Below are 26,865 nucleotides of genomic sequence, written 5' to 3' on the forward strand. Positions count from 1 at the left end.
TTTATTTTTTTTATTTTACAGTTTCAACTCTTTCTACTTTTTCTTTTTCAGCCTCATAGATTCGTTTTCTCAAATCGCTGGTAGAAAATCTATGATCTCTTTTGTTGTAAAAGATTTCAATTCCTTTTTCTTCACAGTATTGCTTACCCGTAAAGTCTCTATCCAGATAGTCATCTCCAATGATTCTTACATCAATTACAAAAGATTTTAAGATATCTAATAAATCTTCTTCCGTGTAATAAGGAACGATTTCGTCTACAGCATTTACTGCCTTCAACTGAATATATCGTTCAACGATAGTCTGACTTGGTTTGTTTTTGCCTGGACGATCGTGAGAGGGATCGATCTGAAGTCCTACGATTAAATAATCACATACAGTTTTAGCTTCTTCAAGCATTTTAATATGCCCTGCGTGTAATAAATCAAATGAGGAAAATGTAATACCTATTCTCTGTGTCTTCATATTAATTTTAAATTAAAACTTCGCTGAAATAAATGTTCTTTTAAACGGATAAAAGACAGGTGATTCAAGGAAGATATTTTGTAATTCGTGTTTATAATCGTTTTTAAATTGTTCTTTTAAATCCTCAGGAAGCTTCTCTATGTAAGGAAGCATTGCTGTTCCGGACGCCCAAGTAAATACAGCTTCTGCATCTTCAAGAACATGAGGAAATACTTTCTCATAAACGGTAATTTCCCTTCCTTTATTGTCAAATAATATTCTGGCGTACTCTTCTATCGTTAAAACAGTATATTCTCTTTCCCAAGAATTATAAGCTGTCTTATAAGGTTCAGTTCCTGCAATCTTTCTAAGAAGCTGATGCACTACATACTCATGATTAGATGGAATTTGCACTGCAAGCTGTCCATCTTCTTTGATCTTACTGATGATTCTTGGAAAAAGTTCTTTATGATTACGGCACCATTGAATTGCCGCATTAGAAATAATCAGATCATAAGTATCACCAAGATGAAGTTGTTCTTCAATACTTCTTTTTTCAAAGGTAAGTCTGCTTGTCCCAAACTGAGCTGCTTTTTCAAGCATTTCTTCCGAAGAATCTATTCCCAGCACCTTGGAATCTTCCAGATAGTCTAAAAGTTTAGAGGTTAGTTCTCCTGTTCCGCACCCAAGATCTATAACGGATATTCCCGTTCTTGATTCAACAAGTTTTAATAAATCAAAGAAAGGAGCAGAACGTTCTTCTTTAAACTGATCATATACTTCCGGATTCCAAGCCATACTATGTTATTTTTATGAGTTTCTGGATTCTAAATATTTTTGCCATTCCCAAACAGTTCTCAAGGATTCTTCAAGAGAAGTTTCAGATTTCCAATTGAGTTCTTTTTCTGCTTTAGAAGGATCTGCATAAGCAATTGTAATATCCCCCTCTCTTCTGTCACAAATCTGATAAGAAACTTCTACTCCATTTGCTTTTTCAAATGCTTTCACAACTTCCAAAACAGAAGATCCTCTGCCTGTTCCCAAATTATAGGTATCAATCAAAGCTTCGTTAGATTCGTTATTTATCAATTTTTTCAAAGCTGCAACGTGAGCTTTTGCAAGATCAACAACATAAATATAATCACGAACCGCTGTTCCATCTTCTGTCGGATAATCATTCCCCCAAATACTTAGTTTTTCACGAATTCCGGCAGCTGTCTGCATAACATAAGGAACTAAGTTATTAGGAATACCAATTGGTAACTCTCCAAGCTTAGCAGATGGATGAGCTCCGATCGGGTTGAAATATCTTAACAGGGAAATTTTTCTGTTATAAGCCTTCGCAAAATCAATAAGAATTTCTTCACCCATTTGTTTTGTCTTACCATAAACACTTTCAGGCATTTTCAGTGGTGTATTTTCATCAATAGGCATTACATCCGCCTGACCATATACTGTACATGATGAGCTGAAAATAAAATTAGAAATTCCTCTTTCTTTAAACTCCTGAAGGATGTTGATCAAAGAAAACAAATTATTTTCATAATATTCTATAGGTTTCACCTGGCTTTCCCCCACTGCTTTGAATGCTGCAAAATTAATACAGCCATCAATCTGATGAGCATCAAAAACCTGATTAAGTAATTCCTTACGCTTTAAATCAAAAGGATAAAAAACAGGCTTTTTGCCTGTAATTTCCTCAATATTTTTTAAAATAAACCTCTCCGAATTGGATAAATCATCTACAATAACAACTTCAAAGTCATTATTAAGAAGTTCTACAACAGTGTGAGAACCAATATATCCAAGTCCTCCGGTAACAAGTATTGCCATTTTATTTTTTAATCTTCGTGTTTTCCAATATTTTCTATTTCAAGGTCAGCTATTCCTCTTTTATATCTATATCTCCTAATAATGATAAACCATAGTCCAAAAATAAACAAGTATATCCCTAATGATAAAAGATAATCTGAATGAGGTGTACCATTTTTAGTTTTTTCGTTATAAACAGCAGCCTCAAATATACATACTAAAATATTTATATTAATTAAAACTAATAGTATTGAATAGGTTAAAATCGCAAGTCTGTGTTTAGTTAATAAAAAGTATAACGAAACAACAGAAAATATTCCTACCAAAACAATAAATGTTAAAAAAAATATATCTTTAGAATCAATATAAGGGCTTATCAATATGGAATAGGAATAAGCAATATGATAGTATGATATTATGATATTGATCAGAACAGCTAGCCAATACACTAATCCATATTGAAAAACTTTCCTTTTCATTATTTCATAAACTCAAGCACAGCATCTGTAATATACTTCAGCTGCTCTTCGTCTAATTCTGTATGCATCGGTAAAGAGATTACCTGATCCAAAAGCTTATCTGTATTCACAAAATCTGCATCATTGCTTTCCTGAAAGTAAGCTTTTTGTTTTCTTAATGCTACCGGATAGTAGATCATAGCAGGAATTTCTTTTTCAGTAAGGAATTTCTGAAGTTCATTACGTTTTCCGTTCAGAATTCTTAAAGTATACTGGTGGAATACGTGAGTAGAGCTCTCTGATCTTTTTGGTGTTAAGATATTTTCATTTCCTGCAAAAGCCTCATCATAATAATCTGCGGCTTTTCTTCTCGCTTCGTTATAAGTATCAAGGTGAGGTAGTTTTTTTCTTAGTACCGCTGCCTGAATACTATCCAAACGTGAATTTACTCCTACTTCATCATGATAATATCTTTCATACATCCCGTGATTTACAATTCCTCTTAAACGGTGAGCTAGTTCATCATTGTTAGTAAAAATAGCACCACCATCTCCGTAGCAACCAAGGTTTTTTGATGGGAAGAAAGATGTCGTCCCTACAGTTGCCATTGTTCCGGCATATTTTGTAGTTCCGTCAGAGAATGTATATTCTGCACCTATTGCCTGTGCATTATCTTCAATCACATATAAATTATGCTCTTCAGCAATTTTCAGAATCTCTTCCATATTCGCACATTGTCCGAATAAGTGTACAGGAATGATCGCTTTTGTTCTTGGTGTAATTGCTTTTCTCAAATCTTCCGTTGAAATAGTAAATGTGTCATAATCCACATCTACCAATACAGATTTTAATTTAAGTAAATGAATCACTTCTACCGTTGCAGCAAAAGTAAAATCTGCAGTAATTACCTCATCACCTTCTTTCAGATCCAACGCCATAAGGGCAATCTGTAATGCATCGGTTCCATTAGCACATGGAATCACGTGTTTTACATCTAAATAAGACTCCAATTCATTCTGGAAAGACTTCACTTCAGGACCGTTGATGAAAGCCGCGGAATCCATTACATTTAAAACTGCATTGTCTACATCATTCTTTATTTTGTAATACTGACTTTGCAAGTCAACCATCTGAATTTTTTTCATAAATAAATATTTTAAATATTTCTGTAAAAATAAGGATTTTAAAATCCTATCAAAAATTTTATTGATTTAGTTTTTATCTTTATACAAAATAATTTTATGAAAAAAACTTTATTCTTTTGTTTCCTAGCAGGTTATTTTTATTGTTCTGCACAGAATCAGCTTTTTTTTGTTCATTTTAAAGACAAACCCAATAAGGCTGCCTTTTTTGCTAATCCACTCTCAGAGCTTTCTCAAAAGTCACTCAACAGACGTACGGCATTAGGAATATCCCTTAATGATCAGGATGCTCCCATAGAACAATCTTACATTCAGAATCTTCAGAATCTTGGCTTTACTGTCACTGATTATTCCAAATGGCTGAATGGAGCTGCAGTAAATGCTACCCCTTCTCAAATAGCTGTTTTACAAGCACAGCCGTTTGTACTCTCTGTAGAGAATTTTGCCAAAAACAATTCACCCGGAACAAAAATAAAACCTGTTGATAAATGGAAGACAAATACAGGCTCCAACAATAAAATTCTTACGAATTTTGACTATGGTGTAGGCACACCACAAATTGATCAGGTTAATATAAAGCCTCTTCACCTCGCAGGATATACAGGAACCGGAATTTCAATCGCTGTTATTGATAATGGATTTCCAACAGTAGATACAGGGAATGCTTTTTTAAGATTAAGAACGAACAATAAAATAAAAGCCGGTTATGATTTTGTCACCAAAACTACAGATATTTACAACCCTTCTCTACATGCTCATGGTACCGTAGTTTTAGGAGCAATCGGCGGTTATCTTGAAAATACTTTTGTAGGATCTGCACCGGATGCTGATTTTTATTTGTACCGCAGTGAAAACTTTGACTCAGAAATTCCTGAGGAGGAAATATACTGGATTGAAGCCGCTGAAGAAGCAGACAGAAAAGGTGTAGACATCATCACAACTTCCCTCGGATACAATGTTTTCGATAATCCACAGTATAATTATACCTATGCTGATATGAACGGAAGCACCTCCTTCATTACCAGAGGAGCAGGAATAGCTGCTGAAAAAGGAATTTTCGTTCTTGCCGCTGCCGGAAATTCCGGTGATAAAACATGGCATTACCTTTTGACACCCGCGGACAATGATAAAGTTTTTTCTATCGGAGGTGTGGATTCTGCAGGAAACTCTTCTGTATTTTCTTCTTTCGGACCTAATTCTCTGGGTGTAATAAAGCCTGATGGAAGTGCGCAAGGAACTGCTACAGTAACCGTTTTGGGTGACAACACATTTGTTACCAACGGGACTTCTCTTGCCACACCTATTGCTGCCGGAGGTGTCGCATGTCTTATTCAGGCATTTCCGACTATGAATCGTGACCAAATGAGAACAAGATTGAGACAGACAGCATCACTTTACCCCAATCATACAGATCAGATGGGATTTGGTATTCTTAATTTCGGAAGTCTTTACAACAATGTTCTGAACACTTCTGAAACAGTAAAAAAACAAAAGTTCGTTCTGTTTCCGAATCCTGTTAAAAATATCCTGAATATAGCATCGGAACAAGAGATTGAAACTACAGAGATCTATGATAGTCTGGGAAGGTTGATAAGAAAAGAGAATCACCAAAAATCAATAAAGGTGAATGATTTTGCAAAAGGTGTTTATTATCTTAAAATTAAGTCTAGAGATCAGGTTTATTATGAAAAGTTTATAAAGGAGTAATTAATTTGTATTTCAAATAAAAAACGGGCTTGAAAGCCCGTTTTTATATTATATTTATTCAGCATTAAGCAGAGTTCCTGCTTGCATTAATATTTCCGAACAGCGATCTCGTCACCAGCTTTTCATAAGCTTCTTTGTTTCCTTCTCCTTTCTGGATTTTCATTAAAGCATATTGCTGAATGCTCAATAAAGGAAGTACAATTTTCTCTCGGATCTTTACCGATTTTCTTGATAGCGGATCTTCTTCCTGAAGCATTTTGAAGCTGGTAAGCTCCAGCATAATATCTTTCGAAAGTTCATATTCCTCAAAAAGAACATTCCAGAATGCTCCGAATTTTGGGTTGTTTTTAATATAATACGTTAAAGGGAAATATGATTTATTCATACTCATCATAGAATTCAATACCAATGTTTTAAAGAAATCCGAACCTTTATAAAGCTCTCTCACTTCTTCAAATCTTCCCTGTTCTTTCATTTTTTGCATAGCATATCCAAAGCCAAAGAATCCAGGTACATTTTGCTTTAGCTGTGACCATGAACCTACAAATGGAATTGCTCTTAAGTCTTCAAACTTCAGCTCACTTCCGTTTCCTCTTTTGGATGGACGGCTACCAATATTGGTTTTTCCGTAATATTCCAGCGTACTCATTTCCTGAAGATAAGGTACAAACATTGGGTGTGCTTTCAGGTCTGAATATTTCTTATAACTGATATTCGCCAACTCAATGATCAATGCTCTTTCTTTTTCGGTAAGCTCTTTTTTAGCATTCTTGAATACATCGTTTTCTACTCCGGCAGTTAAAAGCTGTTCAAAATTATATTTTGCCTGCTCTTTATTCCCGAAAATACTTGTTATCGTCTGTCCTTGAATAGTCAGTTCAATTTTATTATTGGCAATCGTTTTTCCTTGAGATGCATAGAAATCGTGGGTTTTCCCACCTCCTCTTGCCGGTGGTCCTCCTCTACCGTCAAAGAATACTACTTTTATGTTATTCTGCTCAGACAGTTTTGTTAAAACTTCTTTGGCTTTATAAATTTCCCAATTCGCTTTCAGGTATCCTCCATCTTTAGTTCCATCAGAGAATCCAAGCATGATTGTTTGCTGGTTTCCTCTTCTTTCAAGATGCTTTTTGTATACAGGATTCTGGTAAAGCTCATTCATCACATTTTCTGCATTATCAAGACCTTCCATTGTTTCAAAAAGCGGAACGATATCCATATTGATCTCTTCATCCTGATATCCGCAGATTTTAAAGAAAGCATAGACGTTCATAACATCTTTTACAGCATCGGAATTGGAAATAATATAACGGTTCATTCCTCTTAAACCATTCACATTTTGAATTTCGGTAATCTGGGAAACCGTCAGTAAGGTATCTTTTACAATATCTTCGAAGTCATTCGCCTGTACAGTTTCTGAAATTTGAATAAGCTTATTGAATTTCTTTTCATAATCTGCTTCTTCATTTCCATACACTTTTGCAAAAACCTCATCGATAACCTTTTGGTGAATTCTGCTGTCCTGACGAACATCTAATGTCGCAAAGTGAGTTCCAAAGATTTTTACACGATCTCTGAAGTTCACTAACAGATCCAGGAATAAAGAATTGTGTTCATTGATCAGTATTTTCTCTGCTTCATCAGTCTTTTTCAGAATATCTTCTGCCGTAATGCTTTTTCCATCAAAAATAGCAGCGTACAATTCCTCACTCAGCTGTGTTAATACTTCAGAAACACCTCTGAAGCTTAATCTTCTTCTGATAAATTTCAAATGGCTGTAATATGATTTCAGAATAGCAGAACGTAGTTCTTCAGCGACTCTTTTTGTGACATCAGCCGTTACAAAAGGATTTCCGTCTCTATCTCCTCCGGGCCAGAAACCAAGTTGAATAATATCTTCATGCAGATGGAAATGTTCGTTTCCAAATGTCTTTTTAATTTTTGTAAACAGCTCTCCGATAGTATCGTAATACACGTATCTCAGATAAGAAATAATACTCAGTGCTTCATCAATCGGGGTTGGTTTTTCTTTATTTACAAAAGGTGTTTTCCCCAGCTGCTGTAAAAGTGTATCGATCTGCGTCACGGAATCACTGGTAATTGCCCCTCTCAAATCCTGAATAATTCTCTGTACCGAACTTGGATAAAACTGTGTCGGGTGTGCGGTAAACACTACTTTCACACTGAAATCTTTTAGTTTTTCACGAACTTTCTCAATTTTATGATCCTGGTATGAGCGTTCAAAGAGATTGGTAACTGTTCCACTGTCACTTTCAGAATGCAGGTTAGGAAATGCTGCATCCTCAATACTATCAAACAATACCACTTGTCTTTCTATATACTGAATGATCTTAAAAAGCAACTCAAGTTTTTGCTCTTCATTTTGAAGATCTGTATGATTTTTAAAAAATTCTTCAATAATTTCCTCAGGTGTTTTTCCTGCTTCATAGCCGATTCTGCTTTCTTCGTAAAGAAAAGGGAGTAACATCCCGATATTAGTCATTTTATCATAAGGCAGGCTCATAAATAATGAATTGTAGATCTGGAATTTATTCTCCACGATCTGCCTGAATTTTTCTGTGCGTTGGTCGTGTCTCATAATAACAAATGTAAGTGATTTTGGAATTAGTTTGATTGACAAATGACAAAAAAATGAAAGATAATTTCATCCTTTTTGACTTGGTTTATCTTCAATAAAACATTTCGTAACTTTGATCTTTCAATGGATTCTTAAATATAAGCATATCACAGTCTGAAGTTATATTAAGAATTATTCAAATCTCTTTCTATGGGCTATATCAGAGAATATTACGAGCAAATTATCAAACTCCAGGAATCGGAATGGGAATTTATTGCAGGATATTTCCGTCGAAAAACGTATTCGAAAAACGAGATCATTACTCAACAGGGCAATACGGAAAACTATCTTTCGTTCATAGAATCCGGGCTGGTAAGATTTTATATTCCTGATGATGAGCATGGGTATACTTTCAGCTTTAGTTTTGAAAAGGAATTTACCTGCGCTTATGATTCTTTTTTAACCCAAACACCGTCTGAATACGAAATGCAGGCGCTCACAGAAACTGTTGTATGGCAGATTTCTTATGATGATCTGCAAAAAATTTACAGTCAGACAAATGTGGGAAATCATTTGGGACGTTTTGCATCAGAAAAACTGTTTTTAGCGAAAAGCAAAAGAGAACTTTCATTACTTAAGCTTACTGCGAAAGAGAGATATCTTAGATTATTCACCGAGCAGCCCGAGCTTTTACAGCGTGTTCCACTAAAATATATTGCATCCTATATTGGAATTACTCCGCAGGCATTAAGCAGAATCCGCAGGCAGATTAATTAACATAGGTTCATTGTATATCTTTCCTGTTCTACTGAACTTTGCCGAAAATATTTCAATGAACTTACCAATTGTAGCATACGGAAATCGTATTTTGAAACAGAAATGCATCGAAGTACATCAAAACAGCCCTGAAATCCAAAAACTCATAGAAGATATGTGGGAAACGATGGAAAATTCTAATGGCTGTGGACTTTCTTCTTCTCAAATTGGGAAACCTTTACAGCTTTTTGTGGTTGATAGTGAAATCATCTACGAAAACTTTACTATTGAAGATCAGATTCTCAACTTTGAAAAAAATGACAAAGGAATTAAGGAAACCTTTATCAATGCAAAAATCATTAATACTTCCGGGGAAACATGGGAAGATTATGAAGGCTGTTTAAGCATTCCTGGTTTGTCACAGAAAGTAAAAAGACCTTGGGAAATAACGATTGAATACTTCGATACAGATTTTATAAAACAAACAAAAACATTTACAGGTTTAACAGCGAGAATTATTCAACATGAATACGATCACACATTGGGAATTTTATATATTGATCATTTAAAATCTTTGACAAGAAAATTAATAGAATCAAGACTGAAGAAGATTATTAATGGAAATATTTCCACTGGTTATCCTATGAAGTTTTTATAGGACATTTCCCTCATAAAAAATCATCGTAAATTTTCGTAAATTTGGCGGAAAGCACTTTCTTTATGAAAATAATCACCGCATTTTCTCTGATCATTTCCAGTCTGTTTTTTTCGCAGATCAAAGTGCCGGATGATTACAAAAAAATCCCGGATATTCTGGATGCTACGGAATATCTGTATCCATTCGTTATTCCAGGTAAAGAATATGAATATTGGAGAGTACTCACTAACGATCCTGATCCCGACAAAGCAATTATCTACGAAAGCCAGGCTCCTCTGTTTATGACTATCAATGAACCGTTTCCTGAAAAGGGATTCTTTCAAAAATGCGTTGGTGACAGCTGTTTTTCTTATATTCTTGCTTGTAAAGGCGGAAGAAGCGTTTATTTTTCCAATGAGCAGCAACTGAGGGATTTTATCGGAACGGTTGATAACATCCCTGAAGCTATTTTACTGGCTAAGACTTATGGATACTCCATAGATACTCAAAATCGTTTTACAGGTTCTTATAAAATTGAAGACCATTCTATCTCCATGTATGTTTTGCTATCTAAAGGTTGTCCTGTAACTAAGGAATCATTTTTAATTAAAATCAATAGGAAAACGGGAAAACTCACCGCTACAAGCAATGGAATTTATTCAAAAAGTGAGGATTGTACTACTTTATAATATTTGAAATATACACGACGATAAAATTTTATTAGAATATATATTATTTTTTGCCACGAATACACGAATAAAATAATCTTATTCGTGCATTCGTGACATTTAAAAGTGCTTTTTGTAGAAATCAGATATGTCTTACATTCTACTTTCTATAGTCTCTCTATCAAATGTTAATTGCTCCTTGTCCTGATGCTATAAGATAAGCTTCTTTCAAAGTTTCTGAATATGTTGGATGTGCATAAGAAATCCTAAACATATCTTCTGCAGTCACTTCATACTCCTGCGCAATTACTCCTTGTGAAATCAGATCGGCAGCCCTTGCACCAATAATATGTACTCCCAGCACTTCTCCATATTTGGGATCCACTAAAACTTTTGCAAATCCATCCGTATCCATAGAAGCTCTCGCCCTTGCACTGGCTGAAAAGGGGAATTTACCAACATTATAAGCAATAGCATTCTTTTTAAGATATTCTTCAGTATATCCCACAGATGCTACTTCCGGCCAGGTATATACAACAGACGGAATACGATCATAATGAATATGATGTCTCTGCCCATTGATAGTTTCGGCAACCAAAACACCTTCTTCTTCCGCCTTATGAGCAAGCATTGCCCCGCCTATTACATCACCAATAGCATAAATAGTAGGAATTGCGGTCCGGTTACTTTCATCTACTTTAATAAACCCACGATTATCAAGCTGTACATCTGTATTTTCTAATCCCAATCCTTTTATATAGGGACTTCTCCCGACGGCTACCAAAATATAATCGGATTCTAATTCATTTTCTGCTCCGTTTTTATCTTTAAAAAATACTTTAGCTGCAGAATCTGAACTTTCTGTTTTATAAACTGATTGTCCTAAACGGATATCAACTCCTTCTTTTCTAAGAATTTTCTGAAGATTTTTTCCTAATTCGTGATCCATCGCTGCAATCAGATGATCGGCATATTCAAGAATGATAACCTGAGTTCCGATTCTATTAAAAATAGCAGCCATTTCTACTCCAATTACTCCGCCACCGATGATAATCATAGATTTTGGTTTTTCTTCCAGAGATAAAGCTTCTGTAGAGGTAATGATTCTTTTTTTGTCAATTTCCACTCCAGGAATGGTAGATGGCTTTGAACCCGTTGCAATGATATAATTTTTAGCAGAAATTTCTTTGGATTCTGTTTCATGAACTACTTTAATAGTTGTATTATTAATAAAACTTCCCGTACCTCTCAAACGGGTAATTTTATTTTTATTCATTAAAAAATCAAGCCCGCTGGTATTCTTATCAACGACTTCGGATTTTCTTTTGTACATCTGAGAAAAATTGAGCTCGATCTTATCTAGCTGTATTCCATGTTCATTAAATTTATGATGAGCTTCAGCATAATGATGTGTGCTGTCCAGTAAAGCTTTTGTTGGGATACAACCCACGTTGGTACAGGTTCCTCCCAATGTTTCATACTTTTCAATGATTACTGTTTTGTAACCTAACTGTGCGCTTCTTATAGCGGCAACGTATCCTCCGGGTCCTGAGCCAATCACGGCAATGTCATAGTTTTCCATTTGATTTATTAATTATTTATGATTAAATTTACTTGCAAAATAAAAGCAAAATTAAAACAAACACTTTTATTTTGCAAGTAATATTTTTAAATTAAAACTATGAGTAAAAAAAGATCAGACTGTCCCATCAGTTGTTCATTGGAAATATGGGGTGATAAATGGTCGTTGCTTATCATCCGTGATCTGATGCTAAAAAAAGAGTGTACTTATGGAGATTTTCTGAAAGGAGGAGAAAAAATAGCAACTAACATCCTTGCTACAAGGCTTCAGAATTTAGTGGATAATGAAATCATCGGTAAGAAGGATCATCCGGATAATAAGTTGAAAATATTGTATTTCCTGACTCAGAAAGGTATTGATTTGATTCCTGTGATTGTTGAAATTAATCTATGGGGAGATAAATATCTTACGATTCCTGACGAAAGGAAAAAACTATTGGAAGAAATTAAAAAGGATAAAGAAGACTTCATCAAAAGAGCTAAAACTTACCTGTCCCAAAATATTTAGTTTAAATCCGAGATAACAAACTTGTGGAAGTTTAAAAGCTCTTTAATTTTTATGGTAACTATTACATGATAGCTTTCATTAAATTTAATAATAGCAATTTTAAAATTTCATTAACTCAATATTCCCTTTTCATTCCGTAAATTTGATTCAAATAAATTTAGAACAATGCTTAATTTCGAGTTTAAAAATCCGACTAAAATACTTTTTGGAAAAGGCGAAATCGCTAAAATCTCCAAAGAAATACCTAAGGATGCTAAAATATTAATGATCTATGGTGGTGGAAGTATCAGAAATAATGGTGTTTACGATCAGGTAAAGGAAGCTTTGAAGGATCATGAGCTGTATGAGTTTGGTGGAGTTCCTGCCAATCCTGAATACGAAGTACTGATCAAAGCGGTAAGTTTTATTAAAGAAAATGATATTAATTATCTTCTTGCCGTAGGTGGTGGTTCTGTAATTGATGGAACTAAATTCATTTCTGCAGCAGCAAATTTTGATGGTGAACCTTGGGATATCTTAAGAAATCAGGTAAGAACTTTTGAAGATGAAGGAATGCCTTTCGGAAGTATTTTAACGCTTCCTGCGACGGGTTCTGAAATGAACTCAGGATATGTAATTTCAAGAAGAGAAACCAATGAAAAGCTATCTTCAGGAGGTCCGGGGCTTTTTCCGCAGTTTTCTGTGTTAGACCCTGAAGTGATCAGATCTATTCCTAAAAACCAGATTGTGAACGGGCTTACCGATGCTTACACTCACGTTTTGGAACAATATATGACGGCTCCTTCTTCTGCTGATCTTCAGGAGAGAATTGCTGAAAGTATCTTAATCAGTCTTCAGGAAACGGCTCCAAAAGTATTGGCTGATGATTTCAACTATGATGCTGCAGGAAACTTTATGTGGTGCTGCACAATGGCGTTAAACGGGCTGATCCAGAAAGGTGTAATTACAGACTGGGCTGTACATGCAATGGGTCATGAACTGACTGCTTATTTCGGTATTGATCACGCAAGAACATTAGCTATTATTGCTCCGTCTCATTATCGTTATAACTTTGAAGATAAAAAAGGAAAATTAGCTCAATACGCTGAAAGAGTTTGGGGAATCAAAGATGGTACGTTGGAAGAAAAAGCAGAACTTGGAATCAAAAAACTGGAAGAATTTTTCCACAGTTTACATATTAAAACCAAACTTTCGGAATACACAGAAGACTATAAAGGAACAGCTGAAAGAGTAGAAAAAGCCTTTACAGACAGAAACTGGATGGGACTTGGCGAATACAGAAAACTGACTCCTCAGGATGCATCGAAGATTGTGGAGATGAGCTACTAAGGTTCAATATTTTGAGTTCAGAGTTTAAAGTTCAAAGCTTATAAAAGCGACTACTTTAGCTTTAAATCATTTCTATAAAAACATATATAAAGCGGGCTGAGGTCCGCTTTTTTGATATGAAATAGAAGTAAAAACATGTATTATTTCAATTTTTGTCATCATTTTAAAATGAGGAATATTGATAATCATCATTTGAATCAATTTAATTATTCTTCTAATAATCTTTAATTTGTTTAATCTCTTTTTTTTAACTCTCAGCCCATATTTGTTCTTATCACAAACATTTGTTTAAAATTTCACGATTTCATTACATATATTTCAAATTTATTTATATTTTAGCATATTCTTAAAATTTGTGAAAATGAAAAAACAGCTACTTTTATTTGCCTTTTCTGCCCTGGCACTTACTTCTTGTAAAGATGATGACCTTCAAGCTTATGAAATGGATATGATGAAGGGAGATTGGAAGGAAGTAAAAAGGGAAGTAATCTCAGGAAAAGACAATAAAACAGTGCTTGATACTGAAATTATCACGGGATGTGCAGCCAAAAACACACTTTTCTTCAAAACAGACTTTACAATGAGCTATACAGCTTATATAGGAACTGGTACAGATTGTCAGGTTTCTCAAAAGACTACAGGATCATATACTTACGATCAGGAAACCAAAATCTTAGGATTTAAAGTTGCAGATGAAGATCCTCAAAACTACAGAATTGATATTTTAACAAGTAAAGATCTTAGAGTAGCCGAATTATTTGGCAGCTATGATCAGGACGGAGATAAGATTCCGGATGTTACTTATGTTACTTATAAAAGATAAACCTAAAACTCCCGCTGATCGGGAGTTTTTTATTACTTTTATCTCAAATTTAAATCTGAAAATAATGAAGAAGATTCTATCAGCATTTCTATTGCTGTGTTTTATCATTGCCTTTTCGCAGGAAAAAAAGCCGATGTTCTGGCTAGACATTCAAAATTTCAAAAAGGAAGATCAACAGAACCCGCCGCCTAAAGATGCTATTCTGTTCTTAGGAAGTTCATCATTTACCAAATGGACGGATGTAGCAGACTATTTCCCAACTAAAACCATCATCAACAGAGGTTTTGGAGGATCAAGACTTACAGACCTTAACGATTTTGCGGACGATCTATTATCACCTTATCAGCCCAAGCAAATCATTATCTACTGTGGCGAAAATGACTTTGCCGATAATCACAAACTGAAAGCAAAAGTAGTGGTTAACAGATTCAAAAGCTTTTATAAAAAGATCCGTGAAAGATTTCCAAATATAGAAGTAGATTATATTTCTATCAAATATTCTCCAAGCAGAGAGGTGATCTGGCCTCAAATGAAAGAAGCCAACAAAAAGATCGCTGCTTTCATGGAAAAAGAACCAAATGCTGAATTCATTGATGTTACAAAAGCAATGCAGGACGCTAACGGAAATGTAAGAAAGGATATTTTTGTGGAAGATATGCTTCACTTTAAACCGGAAGGTTATCAGATATGGACGAAGGTGATGACTCCTTATATGAAGTAAGAAATACATTCATCAATTGATAAAGAAAAACGATTCCAAATATTGGAATCGTTTTTCTTTATTTCTTTCTCTTCGATTTAGAGATTGCTTTTTGTTGTGCTCTGTTGGCTCCGAATTTCTTAGGTGCCTTTCTTTTCGATGGACCACCCCAGTTTTCTTTTGTATTTTTAGCCTTTTTCTCATGGAAAGCTCCTCCACCCTCGTTCAGTTTTACCTGTGCCGGGTTTTTCATCACTATCTCATCTTTTTCGGAAGCAATTTTATTAGGGTTTATTTTTACTCCTTCAGGGAAGTCAATAAACTTCAATTCCTTATCCATCAATAGCTCAATATCAAGAACTAGAGGCTCTTCCTTCTTGGTTACAAAAGTTATTGCCTTACCTTCTTTATCTGCTCTACCTGTTCTACCAATTCTGTGGATATATTGTTCGGGAATATCCGGTGTTTCAAAGTTGATGACGTGGGTAATATTAGAAATATCCAGACCTCTTGCCATTACATCTGTTGTGATCAAACCTCTGATTTCTTCATTTTCAAAGCTTTTCATTGCCTTAAGTCTGTAGTTTTGAGACTTATTTGAGTGAATCACATCAAACTGTTCTGGGAAAAGCTCATCAATTTTGGTAAATAAAAGATCGGCGTGCTTCTTATTATTATTAAAAATCAACACTTTAGACATATCCTCGTTATTTTTCAACAAGTGTTCAAGTAAGTTGATCTTTGTATTAAAGTTCTCTACTTTATAAGCTGTCTGTTCAATTTTTTCAAGTGGTGTTCCTGATTTTGCTAATGAAATCTCTACCGGGCTTGCAAAATATTCATCTAACATATCGTCCACAGCTTCTGTCATTGTTGCAGAGAAAAGAATATTTTGTCTCTTCTCCCTCATCATTTCAAAAATATGGGTCAATTGTGGTCTGAAACCAAGGTTAAGCATCTCATCAAACTCATCAATGATCAATTTTTGTACTTCCTTAAGGGAAATAGCATTATCTATGGAAAGGTCCATCACTCTACCTGGAGTTCCTACTAAAATATCACATCCATCATTAAATAGAAGTTTCTGGGTATTGATGTTTTTTCCACCATATATTCCGATTACTCTTGCTGTAATATTTTCTGTCAGTTTTTCAAGGATTTCCGTTACCTGTACCACCAATTCTCTTGTAGGAACAAGTACCACAACAGTTGGATTTCCAGTTTTACTGTATTTCCATGTTTTCAGAACGGGTAAAAGATAAGCCAGCGTTTTTCCTGTTCCAGTCTGTGCAATTCCCATTACGTCTCTTCCGGAAAGGATAGGCTTTAAACTCTTCTCCTGAATAGGTGTAGGTTCAAATAATTCTAAATCCGCTAAAACATCAAGAATTTTAACCGGCAGGTCAAAATCTGCAAAAGTGAGTTTTTCCATTTTGCAAAGATAAGTATTAATATGTAGAAACTGAAATCAGGTTTTTAAGGGATAAATAACAGGAAACTTTTCAATAGAAAATCTTTAATTGTTCTGGCACAAAATTTCAACCTAAATACCTGACAATAATCAATCTTAAACTCTTAATTTTAAATAAGAAGCGGATTAATTAACCCTTACACTTTTACTTGTTATTCTAATATCATCGTCTTTCCATTCACTGGTTGTAATAATGACATTTCCTCTCTTTTTAGGATCTTTTTTGATCGGAAACTTACCTTCTTCCCACTGGCTACAATGCGTTGAAATAGGCGTAACCATAGGTCTCCACCCTGTTTTGCTTAAAGTATAAACATAGAATGGATGCCAGCAACTTGTACACCAATTAGGATAAAAACCTATATCATCCTTGCCATCATTATTAAGATCTCCAAGATTATACAAAGCTCCTCCTTTAGCGGGTGAAATAACGAACGGTTTTATGTTTTTATCACTGAAATAGATAGTTGTTTCACATGTTCCGTCACATTCATCGGTGCAATCGGCTACTTTAGCATAAATATATTCTTTGGTTCCATTTCCATCAAAGTCTCCCTCAAGTTTTTCTTCGATTTTCTCCTGTGCCATACAGAAAGAGTTACAAAGAGTTACTGTGGTTATAATTAGTTTTTTCATTGTTTTATTTTTTAATGGTACGAGATGCGAGGTTAGAGGGATAAAAATCAGAATCTCACAACCTGCAATTCTATTATTTCCTCGCTACTCTCAACAGAAGTATTACGATTAAAATCATTGAAAATACAAATCCCAAAACAGCTACAAGAGATAACTCTCCTATTCTTGGTCCTGATTCCGAAACAAAAACAATAGCGGTCGCGATAATATTCGCTCCCAGAATCATTGCAAGAATCAGATTAATAATACTGGATTTTATTAGCTGATTGGTCTTTTCTATATTTTTAATTTCACTGGAAACGGTGAACTTATTTTCATCAAGTTTTTGAAGAACAGATCGAAGTTCTTTAGGAATTTCATCCACATTATCCGTGAAATTCATCATACGGTCCATTCCCGTTTTTAAAAGATTTTTCGGGCTGATTTTTTTGGTGAAAATTTTCTTCGTGTAAGGATGGAGACTTTTTACAATATCAAGATCAGGATTGATGTTTCTTCCCACTCCTTCTATCAGGCTGATTCCTTTAAATAAAAGATAAAAATAGTCTGGCATATAAAGTCTGTTATCCTTTAAAATATCTTTCATTTTATTGATAATAACCTGAACATTAATATCCTGTAATGAAGAACTATGTACAAAATTCAGAATATCTTCCACATCACTTTCAAATCTCCTTTCGTCAGGAATCTCATAGCTTATTGCCATTTTTTTAAGATAACGGACAATTTTATGAGGATTTTTCGCAACAAAACTTACAATAAGATTTTCAAGGATTTCTTTATCATTCGGTTGAATTTTTCCTACGGCACCAAAATCAATGAAAACAATTCTTCCATCTTTTTTCACTAAAATATTTCCTGCATGCGGGTCGGCATGGAAAAAACCGTAATCTAAAATTTGAGAAACAAAAAGTCTTAACCCAGTTTCAGAAACCTTTACAGGATCAATATCATTTGCCAGAAGAACAGATTTATCCGTTACTTTGATCCCATCGATAAACTCCATACAAAGAATATTATTATTGGAAAATTCTTCATATATTTTAGGAACGTAGGTTTCTTTATTATTTTTAAAATTAAGACGAAACTGCTGAATATTATTTCTCTCATTGGTAAGGGAAACTTCCTCCAACAATGATCTTTCGAAAGTAGAAATCGCCTGCTTCAGATTCAGCTTTTCTCCTATTTCTGAGTAAGCGGATATTAATTTTTCAATGTCTTTGATTAACAATAGATCATCTTCAATGACAGATTGTACATCAGGTTTTCTGAGTTTTAAAATAACCGGACTTCCATCCAGCAGAACTCCTTTATATACCTGAGCAATAGAAGCCGTAGCTAAAGGCTCTTTCTGAATTTCCAGAAAATGATCTTTCACAGAAATATTGAATTCGCTTTCCAGCGCCTCATGTACATCCATGTCTACAGTTTCTACTTTATCCTGCAATTTTTGCAACTCCTGAATAAGTTCTGGTGGCAAAAGATCTTCTCTATTGCTGAATGTCTGTCCTAATTTCACAAAAGTAGGTCCCAGCTCTTCCAATGCAAGTCTTATTCTTTCGTAAACTGTTCCTTTTGAAATAATTTCATCTGAATTGACAGAGGTTTCTTCTTGCTTATTTCCGCCATTCATCCTTGCTAAAAGGTCTTTAAAGCCATATTTGCTTAATACGGAAATCAGTCTTGCGGATCTTTTCAGTTTTCTTTGTTGCTTATCAAACATAGTGTATTAATAGTAGGTGCAATTTACTCCAAAAACTGTTCCTAATGCTATTTTTACCTGAGTTTGGAGTAAGAAAGGTAGGGTTAAGTAGCTAGAAGTTGGAAGCCAGCGACTGGAACTTACTTTAGCCATATTATTATTGCTTATCTCATCATGGGCTTTTCTAGAAAAGAAACCAGAGATAGAATTATTTTTAAAGTTTTTATTTATTTTCTCTTTCAATCACTAAATCTATACTCATTTTAAGTAAAAATTTACACCTTGAATTTAGCTTATTTTATAAAAATTCAAATAGAAAATCACTACAAAGAGATTAAAAACATCATCACATAATCAATGTTTTAACCTATTATTTTCAAGCATAATGAAAAAACAATGTTATGTATAATAATATTTTCTATATTTACAAAGTACAAATATTAAAACAAACCAATAAAAGTATTACAACATGAAAAATTTACGTAACAGCAAACTTTCAAGAGAGCAATTAAAAAACGTTTCAGGAAGCGGAATTATCATCGGCGATGGTAAATGCTCACGTCAATGCTGTCCTACTGACGGACTTCCAAAGTGCCCAGGAATGATTTGCCCTGCGGTAGTTTGCCCACAGTATAAATAATATACTCAATAAATTTTAGGTAAAACAAAACAGAATGCTTTCGCATTCTGTTTTTGTTATTTTAAATAGGTTTCATAAAGGTCTTTACGACGGTCTTTCATTACCTGAACAGAACCGTTATGATGGAGGTCTTTCAGTAAATTCAAGTCTACATCTACAATTAAGGTCATTTCGGTATTAGGAGTTGCTTCTCCTTTCACTGCATTGGATGGAAAAGCAAAATCTGAAGGGGTGAATACGGCAGCCTGTCCAAACTGAATATCCATATTATTTACCTTTGGAAGATTACCCACACAGCCTGCAATTGCCACATAACATTCATTTTCTATGGCTCTTGCTGCAGCACAGTGGCGGACTCTCATATAAGCATTCTGGGTATCTGTCAAATAAGGAACGAATAATATTTTCATCCCTTGATCCGCCAGAATCCTTGGTAATTCCGGGAACTCAACGTCGTAACATATCACAAGTCCAATTTTACCACAGTCTGTATCAAAAACTTTGATCTCATTTCCTCCTTTCATTCCGTAATAACGTTTTTCGTTTGGAGTAATATGAATTTTTCTGTATTCATCCATACGACCATCACGGTGAAGAAGGTAGCTGACATTATACAAATCATTCGTATCATGATCAAAGACAGGCATACTTCCGGAAATAATATTAACGTTATAACTGATAGCAAGCTCAGAAATTTTCTTCTTAATATCTTCAGTAAGTTTAGCAAGTTCTATCATACTGTCTCTCTCCGAAAGACTATTGAAAGGAGCCAACAAAGGTGTGTTGAAAAGCTCAGGGAACAGCACAAAATCTGATTTGTAATCTCCCATCACATTGACAAAAAATTCTACCTGCTCATAAAAGGCGTCTATATCTCTAAAATGCCTCATTTGCCATTGCACCAATCCCAGACGGATGATACTGTCCTGCATGGTATTAGGACGTTTACTATAATAGATGTTGTTCCATTGTAAAAGGACTGCATTTTCTTTTGAAGCTTCATCTTCAGGCAAGTATTTTCTAAGAACTCTTATCGGGAGAAAGTTATTGGAAAGCTGAAATGATAAAACAGGGTCATAAATCTCCTTATCTCTCACTCTTCGTATATATTCTCTTGGGGAAAGCTCATGACTATGCTTATGATAATTCGGGATTCTTCCTCCAAGGATAATAGATTTTAAGTTTAACTGTTCACAAAGTTCTTTCCTTGCATCATAAAGTCTTCTTCCAAGGCGTAATTCACGAAATTCCGGGTCTACAAAGACTTCTATTCCGTATAAAACATTACCTGTAGATGAATGGGTATTGAAGGTATAATTTCCTGTAATATCACTATAGGTATGATCATCTCCAAATTCTTCATAATTAACAATAATGGAAAGTGCTACCGCCGCCAGTTTTCCGTCTACCGTAATGCAGATCTGTCCGTTAGGAAATATTCTTGTTAATTTTTCAATACTTTTTTTTGACCATATTGATTCTGACATTTGAGGATAAGCTCTCTTCATTGTTTGCGCCAACTCATCATAATCCTGAACAGTCAGTGGTCTTGTTTCTATTTGCATCTGATGTAATTTTACTTAAATTTAGTGAAAATTTTGTAACTGATAAATAACCATACTTAAAACAGAATATTAAATATGGAGAACTTAATTTATCAGAAAATTAAAGAGTACGATATTAAAATGAACAGTTTTACAATTTCGTTTACTGGTCGTCCATTGTTAATTGATGATTTAATTAGCCTGTATAGATTCCGAAATGCAATAGCTAAAAAGGAGGATATTAAAAAATTAACCCAACAAATTCACGATGATTTTTGTAAAATAAAAGAACAATCTCATGAAAATATTAAATTTGTCACTACAAGATACGACGGTATAAGCAGGATATTCTTTTTCAGTGAAGATTATTCTAAAATTTTCTCAGACTTTATATTTCCATAAAAAATCCCACCCAAAACGGGCAGGATTTATATTTAAAATTCAAGTCAAAAATTATTCCCACTCGATGGTTGCAGGTGGTTTGCTTGAAATATCGTAAGCTACTCTGTTGATTCCTCTTACTTCGTTGATGATTCTGCTTGAAACAGTATCTAAGAATTCGTAAGGAAGTCTGCTCCATGTTGCCGTCATGAAATCGATTGTATTAGCTGAACGAACTACAGCTGTGTATTCGTAAGTTCTTTCGTCTCCCATTACTCCTACAGATTTTACCGGAAGTAATACTACAAATGCCTGAGATACTTTTTCGTAAAGATCGTTTTTGTATAATTCTTCGATGAAAATATCATCAGCTTCCTGAAGGATTCTTACTTTATCAGCATCTACAGCTCCCAATACTCTGATTCCTAATCCAGGTCCTGGGAAAGGGTGTCTGTATACCAAGTGGTGAGGAATTCCTAATTCTTCTCCTACTCTTCTTACTTCGTCTTTGAATAGTTCTCTTAATGGCTCTAATAATTCGAATTCCATATCTTCAGGAAGACCTCCAACGTTGTGGTGAGACTTGATTACTGCAGATGGTCCGTTCACAGACTGGCTTTCGATAACGTCAGGATAAATCGTACCCTGAGCTAAGAATTTAGCCCCTTCAATTTTGTGAGATTCTTCATCAAATACGTGGATAAACTCGTTTCCAATGATTTTTCTCTTCGCTTCCGGATCGTCTACTCCTGCTAATTTTGAAAGGAATCTTTCTTGAGCATCTACCATTTTAATGTTCATATGGAAGTGTTCTCCATACTGATCCATTACTTTCTTGCCCTCATCCTTTCTCAATAATCCAGTATCTACGAAGATACAAGTTAACTGATCACCAATTGCTTTATGGATCAAAACAGCTGCTACAGAAGAGTCAACACCTCCTGAAAGACCAAGGATTACTTTATTATCTCCTACTTTTTCGCGGATTTCTTCAACTGTTTTCTCAATATAGTTGGTCAGCTTCCAGTTTTTCTCCGAGTTACAGATTCCGAATACGAAGTTTTCAAGCATTTTAGCTCCTTCTTCAGTATGAGAAACTTCCGGGTGGAACTGTACACAGAAGATTTTTTTGTCTTCGTTTGAAATAGAAGCAATTACTCCTGATTTTGCGTTTAATTCAAAACCTTCAGGCAGTTCTCCTACTTCATCAAAGTGGCTCATCCAAACTACAGAGTTTTGAGTCACCCCTTTTAATAAAGAGCTTTCTTTAACGATCTCAAGATTAGCTTTTCCGTACTCTCCTTTTTCTCCTTTGTTTACTTTTCCTCCTAAAAGGTGAGCGGTCATCTGCATTCCGTAGCAAATTCCCAACACAGGAACTCCTTGTTCGTATAATGCTTTTTCTACCAGGTGAGCATTTTCTGCGTTTACAGAACTTGGTCCTCCTGAAAGAATGATCCCTTTTGGCTGCTTTGCTATAATATCTTGTAAAGGTGTATTGAAAGGTAAGATTTCAGAGTACACACCCATCTCACGGATTCTTCTTCCGATAAGCTGGTTGTACTGAGATCCGAAATCTAAAATAATAATACCGTTGTTCATTTTTGATAATTGATTTGTTTGAAAGATATCAGATTTAATACATCAGATTTCAGATTATTGGTCTGAAGTCTGAAATATAGCTCCTGAACTCTTATTTCTAATATTAACTGTTTTACAAAAAAAGACTTGGAATGGCTCCAAATCTTTTTTCGTGATTTATTAAAACTTTCCGATGTCTTCTCTAAAGAAGCCGTAATCGAAATGTACATGACTTGCGTCTTCGTAAACTTTCTTGCGGGCATCTTCGAAAGTAGCTCCTGTAGCTACGATGTTCAATACTCTACCACCATTGGAAACCACTTTGTCTCCTTTTCTGATAGCTCCGGCATATAATAGTTTACTGTGTTTTACTTTGTCTTCTCCTGTGATTTCGAAACCTGTTTCAATGTTTCTTGGATAACCTCCTGAACACATTACAAGACAAACAGCTTTTTCGTCTTTGAATTTCAGTTCGATATCTTTTCCTTCCATACAGTCCTGGATCACATCAAGAAGATTGTTTTCCATAAGAGCCATCAATACCTGAGTTTCAGGATCTCCGAATCTCATGTTATACTCAAGAAGGTAAGCTCCGTTCTTAGTGACCATTAATCCGAAGAAAATGATTCCTTTGAAACTGAAACCTTCTGCTTTAAGACCTTTAATAGTAGGTTCTAAGATATTTTGTTCAAAATCAGCATAGTGTTCCTGAGTGAATTCCGGGCTTGGAGCCACTGAACCCATACCTCCTGTGTTTGGTCCTGAATCACCGTTTCCTGCTTTCTTATAATCTTTTGCAGCGATACAAGGGAACAGTTTTTCACCGTTTGAAAAAGCGATGATAGATGCTTCAAATCCTTGTAAATATTCCTCGATCACTAAACGGATTCCTGCATCTCCATAAATTCTTCTGATCATGAAGTCGTGGATTGTAGCTTCAGCTTCTTCAAGGTTATCACAGATAACAACACCTTTTCCACCTGCTAAACCGCTTGCTTTGATTACAAGAGGATATTGCTGTGTCTGGATATATTCTTTAGCGTCGTTATATGAATCAAACACTACAGCTTTAGCTGTTTTGATATCATAGGTCTGCATAAATTTCTTAGAGAAAGCTTTACTTCCTTCAAGGCTCGCTACTTTCTGAGTAGGTCCGAAAACCTTCAGATCATGCTTCTTGAACTCATCTTTGATCCCAGCTACCAATGGAGCTTCAGGTCCAACGATCGTCAAATCAACCTTTTCTTTAATAGCGAAATCTCTAAGTTCTTTGATTTCTGATAAATGAACATTCTTCCCTATTACATCGGTAGTAGCATTCCCGTTGGCAAAAAACATTTTAGACACTCTCGGGTCATTCTGAAGCTTTGCTGCTAGAGCAGATTCTCTACCGCCTTCACCTATGATTAATATTCTCATACTTTATTTATTATCTAGTCTTATTCTACAAATATATAATTTTGGATGTTAAAAATACAATCCCAAATTATTTTTTAATTCTATTTTAATTAGTGGAAAAAGTGTCTAACCCCAGTAAACATCATTGGGATATTGTGCTCATTAGCAGCTTCAATACTGTCCTGATCTTTTACACTTCCACCTGGCTGAATGATTGCTTTGATACCTTCCTGAGCGCAGAAATCTACTACATCACGGAAAGGGAAAAATGCATCTGATGCCAATACTAAATCTCCTGTGAATTTTTCTTTTGCTCTTTCAATAGCCTGTTGAGTTGCCCAGATTCTGTTTACCTGTCCGCCTCCGATTCCGAAAGCCTGAATTCCGTTGGAAACAACAATAGCATTTGATTTCACATATTTCACGACTCTCTGAGAGAAAAGTAATGCTTTTTTCTGCTCTTCTGTAGGCTGAACTTCAGTTACTACTTTAATATCATCAGAGAAATGTAAGTCATTATCCTGAACCAAAATACCTCCATCTACTTTTACCCAAGTCTTCTTATCAGAAACAGGGTTTACAATTTTGATAATTCTAAGGTTTTTCTTTTTTCTTAAAACTTCAAGAGCTTCTTCGTCAAAATCAGGAGCCATTACAATTTCAAGGAATGTTTTGTTTAATTCTTCTGCTGTAGCGGCATCGATCTTATAATTCATAGCAACAATTCCGCCAAAGATAGAAACCGGATCACATTCGAAAGTTTTCTGGTATGTTTCTAATCCTGAAGTACCGATTGCAACTCCACAAGGTGTAGAGTGTTTTACTGCACAACAAGCCATTTCATCTTTGAACTCAGTAACTACTTTCCAGCAAAGATCCATATCACGAAGATTGTTGAAAGAAAGTTCTTTACCTCCAAGCTGTTCGAAATCTTTCATTGCTCCGTTCTCGAAAGTAGAAACGTAGTAAGCTGCTGTCTGGTGAGGGTTTTCACCGTATCTCAGATCTGAAACTTTTTTGTAGGATGCATTTAAATAAGTAGGATATTCCTCATCTAAAAGCATTCTTGAAATAGCTGCATCATAAGCTGATGTAAGGTTGAATACTTTTCCTGCAAGCTTCTTACGAGTCTCGATGTAAGTATCACCATTTTGTTCCATTTCCAGTTTTACAGCTGTATAATCTTCTACGTCTGTAATTACAGTAACGGAATCAAAGTTTTTCGCTGCAGAACGAAGCATAGACGGACCACCGATATCGATAAATTCTACTTTCTCATGTAAAGAAATGTCTTTATTTACATTTTCAAAGAAAGGATAAAGGTTTACGATTACCATGTCAATCAGACCAATTCCGTATTCCTGAACGGTTTTCATATGCTCTTCGTTGCTACGAACAGCTAACAATCCACCGTGAACTTTCGGGTGTAATGTTTTCACTCTTCCGTCCAACATTTCAGGGAAATTGGTTACCTCATCAATCTGAATAGGATTTAAACCAGCGTCTTTCAAATGTTTGAACGTTCCTCCTGTGGAGATTAACTCATAATTCTGAGCTTCCAAAAACTGCGCGAATTCAATTAATCCACTTTTGTCAGAAACACTGATTAAAACTCTCTTTTTACTCATTACTTTCAATTTTTACTTTTCACAGTTATTTCAAACTGTATCCGGTTCTTTCACCTCCGGATTACTTTTTATTTTACTTAGATTTTTTTTATTAATTTAACAATGAGATTCTTCGCTACGCTCAGAATGACAATTACCATTATTGATAAATTGGTACATTGTTATATTATTTATTTCCCAGGACCTTATTGATCGCTAAAGGAAATATTTCATATTCAATATGATGAACTTTCTGAGCTAATGTTTCAGGAGTATCATCTGCTGTTACTTCAAAAGATTTCTGAAGAATAGCTTCTCCTTCATCAATCCCTGGTGTTACAAAATGTACTGTTGCGCCACTCTCGGTTTCTTTAGCTTCAATAACTGCGTTATGAACGTTCATTCCCCACATTCCTTTTCCTCCGAATTTTGGAAGCAATGCGGGATGAATATTGATTATTTTACCATTCCAGTTTTCACAGAATTCAGGTTTTAAAATGGATAAAAATCCTGCCAATACGATCAAATCTGTATCTTGTGGAATTACTTTAGCCAATTCGCTGCTGAAATTCTTTCCTCTTGGAATCAGTATGTTTTCTATATTATGATTTGCGGCTCTTTCCAATCCGAAACATTCTCTGTCAGCAACCACTAAAGATACTTCTGCATTCTGAATTTCTCCAGCTTCAATGGTATCAATGATTCTCTGCAGATTGGTTCCTGAACCGGATACAAGCACTACTAATTTCTTCATATACTTTTTA

At 35.0% G+C, this 26,865-nt stretch carries 26 protein-coding genes; 10 read left to right on the forward strand and 16 right to left on the reverse strand.

Features of this window, described 5'->3' with window-relative positions:
- Positions 1 to 10 precede the first annotated feature (10 nt).
- The 5 genes from BW983_RS14225 to BW983_RS14245 are packed head-to-tail and all read right to left on the reverse strand — an operon-like array spanning position 11 to position 3,857.
- Positions 11 to 463 carry an adenylyltransferase/cytidyltransferase family protein gene (locus BW983_RS14225; RefSeq protein WP_076552559.1) on the reverse strand — a complete coding sequence of 151 codons (453 nt, stop codon included), beginning with the start codon at positions 461 to 463 and terminating at the stop codon, positions 11 to 13.
- Positions 464 to 475: 12 nt separating this feature from the next.
- A complete protein-coding gene (locus BW983_RS14230; protein WP_076552560.1) occupies positions 476 to 1,240 on the reverse strand; it encodes a methyltransferase domain-containing protein in 765 nt (254 codons plus the stop codon).
- A gap of 12 nt (positions 1,241 to 1,252) precedes the next feature.
- Positions 1,253 to 2,275: a UDP-glucose 4-epimerase GalE gene (gene galE / locus BW983_RS14235; RefSeq protein WP_076552561.1), complete on the reverse strand. Its 1,023-nt coding sequence runs from the start codon at positions 2,273 to 2,275 to the stop codon at positions 1,253 to 1,255.
- 8 nt (positions 2,276 to 2,283) lie between these two features.
- On the reverse strand, positions 2,284 to 2,733 hold the full coding sequence (locus BW983_RS14240; protein WP_076552562.1) for a hypothetical protein: 450 nt from the start codon (positions 2,731 to 2,733) through the stop codon (positions 2,284 to 2,286).
- Positions 2,733 to 3,857, reverse strand: coding sequence for a DegT/DnrJ/EryC1/StrS family aminotransferase (locus BW983_RS14245; protein ID WP_076552563.1), 1,125 nt, complete (start codon positions 3,855 to 3,857; stop codon positions 2,733 to 2,735). Before BW983_RS14245 ends, BW983_RS14240 begins: the two co-directional genes overlap by 1 nt.
- 96 nt (positions 3,858 to 3,953) lie before the next feature.
- Between BW983_RS14245 and BW983_RS14250 the strand changes: the two genes are divergently transcribed.
- Positions 3,954 to 5,561, forward strand: coding sequence for a S8/S53 family peptidase (locus BW983_RS14250; protein ID WP_076552564.1), 1,608 nt, complete (start codon positions 3,954 to 3,956; stop codon positions 5,559 to 5,561).
- A gap of 64 nt (positions 5,562 to 5,625) precedes the next feature.
- On the opposite strand, the gene BW983_RS14255 is transcribed toward BW983_RS14250, so the two are convergent.
- Positions 5,626 to 8,160, reverse strand: a complete 2,535-nt coding sequence (locus tag BW983_RS14255; protein ID WP_076552565.1) for a phosphoenolpyruvate carboxylase — start codon at positions 8,158 to 8,160, stop codon at positions 5,626 to 5,628.
- 189 nt (positions 8,161 to 8,349) lie between these two features.
- On the opposite strand from BW983_RS14255, the gene BW983_RS14260 reads away from it, so the two are divergent.
- The 3 genes from BW983_RS14260 (at position 8,350) to BW983_RS14270 (ending at position 10,221) form a co-directional block, all read left to right on the forward strand.
- Positions 8,350 to 8,916: a Crp/Fnr family transcriptional regulator gene (locus tag BW983_RS14260; protein WP_076552566.1), complete on the forward strand. Its 567-nt coding sequence runs from the start codon at positions 8,350 to 8,352 to the stop codon at positions 8,914 to 8,916.
- Positions 8,917 to 8,971: 55 nt separating this feature from the next.
- Entirely contained in the window at positions 8,972 to 9,553 is a 582-nt protein-coding gene (gene def, locus BW983_RS14265) for a peptide deformylase (RefSeq protein WP_076552567.1), read from the forward strand.
- A 62-nt stretch (positions 9,554 to 9,615) separates the two neighbouring features.
- A complete protein-coding gene (locus tag BW983_RS14270) occupies positions 9,616 to 10,221 on the forward strand; it encodes a hypothetical protein (protein ID WP_076552568.1) in 606 nt (201 codons plus the stop codon).
- A gap of 160 nt (positions 10,222 to 10,381) precedes the next feature.
- Here BW983_RS14270 and lpdA read toward each other — a convergent pair whose 3' ends face one another.
- A complete protein-coding gene (lpdA, locus tag BW983_RS14275) occupies positions 10,382 to 11,782 on the reverse strand; it encodes a dihydrolipoyl dehydrogenase (RefSeq protein ID WP_076552569.1) in 1,401 nt (466 codons plus the stop codon).
- A 99-nt stretch (positions 11,783 to 11,881) separates the two neighbouring features.
- Between lpdA and BW983_RS14280 the strand changes: the two genes are divergently transcribed.
- The 4 genes from BW983_RS14280 to BW983_RS14295 all read left to right on the forward strand — a co-directional run bounded on the left by BW983_RS14280 (position 11,882) and on the right by BW983_RS14295 (position 15,162).
- On the forward strand, positions 11,882 to 12,289 hold the full coding sequence (locus BW983_RS14280) for a winged helix-turn-helix transcriptional regulator (protein ID WP_076552570.1): 408 nt from the start codon (positions 11,882 to 11,884) through the stop codon (positions 12,287 to 12,289).
- 165 nt (positions 12,290 to 12,454) lie between these two features.
- Entirely contained in the window at positions 12,455 to 13,618 is a 1,164-nt protein-coding gene (locus BW983_RS14285; RefSeq protein WP_076552571.1) for an iron-containing alcohol dehydrogenase, read from the forward strand.
- 361 nt (positions 13,619 to 13,979) lie between these two features.
- Positions 13,980 to 14,441: a lipocalin-like domain-containing protein gene (locus BW983_RS14290; RefSeq protein ID WP_076552572.1), complete on the forward strand. Its 462-nt coding sequence runs from the start codon at positions 13,980 to 13,982 to the stop codon at positions 14,439 to 14,441.
- A gap of 64 nt (positions 14,442 to 14,505) precedes the next feature.
- Positions 14,506 to 15,162, forward strand: a complete 657-nt coding sequence (locus tag BW983_RS14295; RefSeq protein ID WP_076552665.1) for a GDSL-type esterase/lipase family protein — start codon at positions 14,506 to 14,508, stop codon at positions 15,160 to 15,162.
- 58 nt (positions 15,163 to 15,220) lie between these two features.
- Here BW983_RS14295 and BW983_RS14300 read toward each other — a convergent pair whose 3' ends face one another.
- The 4 genes from BW983_RS14300 to BW983_RS23880 form a co-directional block, all read right to left on the reverse strand.
- The gene (locus BW983_RS14300; protein WP_076552573.1) at positions 15,221 to 16,573 is read right to left on the reverse strand and encodes a DEAD/DEAH box helicase; all 1,353 of its coding nucleotides are present in this window, start codon (positions 16,571 to 16,573) and stop codon (positions 15,221 to 15,223) included.
- Between the two features lie 165 nt (positions 16,574 to 16,738).
- Entirely contained in the window at positions 16,739 to 17,248 is a 510-nt protein-coding gene (locus BW983_RS14305) for a hypothetical protein (RefSeq protein WP_076552574.1), read from the reverse strand.
- Between the two features lie 73 nt (positions 17,249 to 17,321).
- Positions 17,322 to 18,971, reverse strand: coding sequence for an ABC1 kinase family protein (locus BW983_RS14310; RefSeq protein ID WP_076552575.1), 1,650 nt, complete (start codon positions 18,969 to 18,971; stop codon positions 17,322 to 17,324).
- A 6-nt stretch (positions 18,972 to 18,977) separates the two neighbouring features.
- Positions 18,978 to 19,193, reverse strand: a complete 216-nt coding sequence (locus tag BW983_RS23880; RefSeq protein WP_139329281.1) for a hypothetical protein — start codon at positions 19,191 to 19,193, stop codon at positions 18,978 to 18,980.
- Positions 19,194 to 19,419: 226 nt separating this feature from the next.
- Between BW983_RS23880 and BW983_RS24065 the strand changes: the two genes are divergently transcribed.
- Complete coding sequence (locus tag BW983_RS24065; protein ID WP_167369991.1) at positions 19,420 to 19,590, forward strand: hypothetical protein; 171 nt, start codon at positions 19,420 to 19,422, stop codon at positions 19,588 to 19,590.
- A gap of 56 nt (positions 19,591 to 19,646) precedes the next feature.
- Here the strand turns inward: BW983_RS24065 and BW983_RS14315 are convergent, their stop codons facing one another.
- Positions 19,647 to 21,155, reverse strand: coding sequence for a bifunctional GNAT family N-acetyltransferase/carbon-nitrogen hydrolase family protein (locus BW983_RS14315; protein ID WP_076552576.1), 1,509 nt, complete (start codon positions 21,153 to 21,155; stop codon positions 19,647 to 19,649).
- A 75-nt stretch (positions 21,156 to 21,230) separates the two neighbouring features.
- Between BW983_RS14315 and BW983_RS14320 the strand changes: the two genes are divergently transcribed.
- Entirely contained in the window at positions 21,231 to 21,536 is a 306-nt protein-coding gene (locus tag BW983_RS14320) for a hypothetical protein (protein ID WP_065393932.1), read from the forward strand.
- Between the two features lie 51 nt (positions 21,537 to 21,587).
- On the opposite strand, the gene guaA is transcribed toward BW983_RS14320, so the two are convergent.
- From guaA to purN, 4 genes are all read right to left on the reverse strand, one after another.
- Positions 21,588 to 23,117, reverse strand: coding sequence for a glutamine-hydrolyzing GMP synthase (gene guaA, locus BW983_RS14325; RefSeq protein WP_076552577.1), 1,530 nt, complete (start codon positions 23,115 to 23,117; stop codon positions 21,588 to 21,590).
- A 159-nt stretch (positions 23,118 to 23,276) separates the two neighbouring features.
- The gene (gene purD / locus BW983_RS14330) at positions 23,277 to 24,515 is read right to left on the reverse strand and encodes a phosphoribosylamine--glycine ligase (RefSeq protein WP_076552578.1); all 1,239 of its coding nucleotides are present in this window, start codon (positions 24,513 to 24,515) and stop codon (positions 23,277 to 23,279) included.
- Between the two features lie 89 nt (positions 24,516 to 24,604).
- The gene (gene purH, locus BW983_RS14335) at positions 24,605 to 26,122 is read right to left on the reverse strand and encodes a bifunctional phosphoribosylaminoimidazolecarboxamide formyltransferase/IMP cyclohydrolase (protein ID WP_076552579.1); all 1,518 of its coding nucleotides are present in this window, start codon (positions 26,120 to 26,122) and stop codon (positions 24,605 to 24,607) included.
- A gap of 166 nt (positions 26,123 to 26,288) precedes the next feature.
- On the reverse strand, positions 26,289 to 26,855 hold the full coding sequence (purN, locus tag BW983_RS14340) for a phosphoribosylglycinamide formyltransferase (protein WP_076552580.1): 567 nt from the start codon (positions 26,853 to 26,855) through the stop codon (positions 26,289 to 26,291).
- Between the last annotated feature and the right edge of the window lie 10 nt (positions 26,856 to 26,865).

This window comes from Chryseobacterium ureilyticum, assembly GCF_900156735.1.
In the GTDB taxonomy this organism is placed as follows: domain Bacteria; phylum Bacteroidota; class Bacteroidia; order Flavobacteriales; family Weeksellaceae; genus Chryseobacterium; species Chryseobacterium ureilyticum.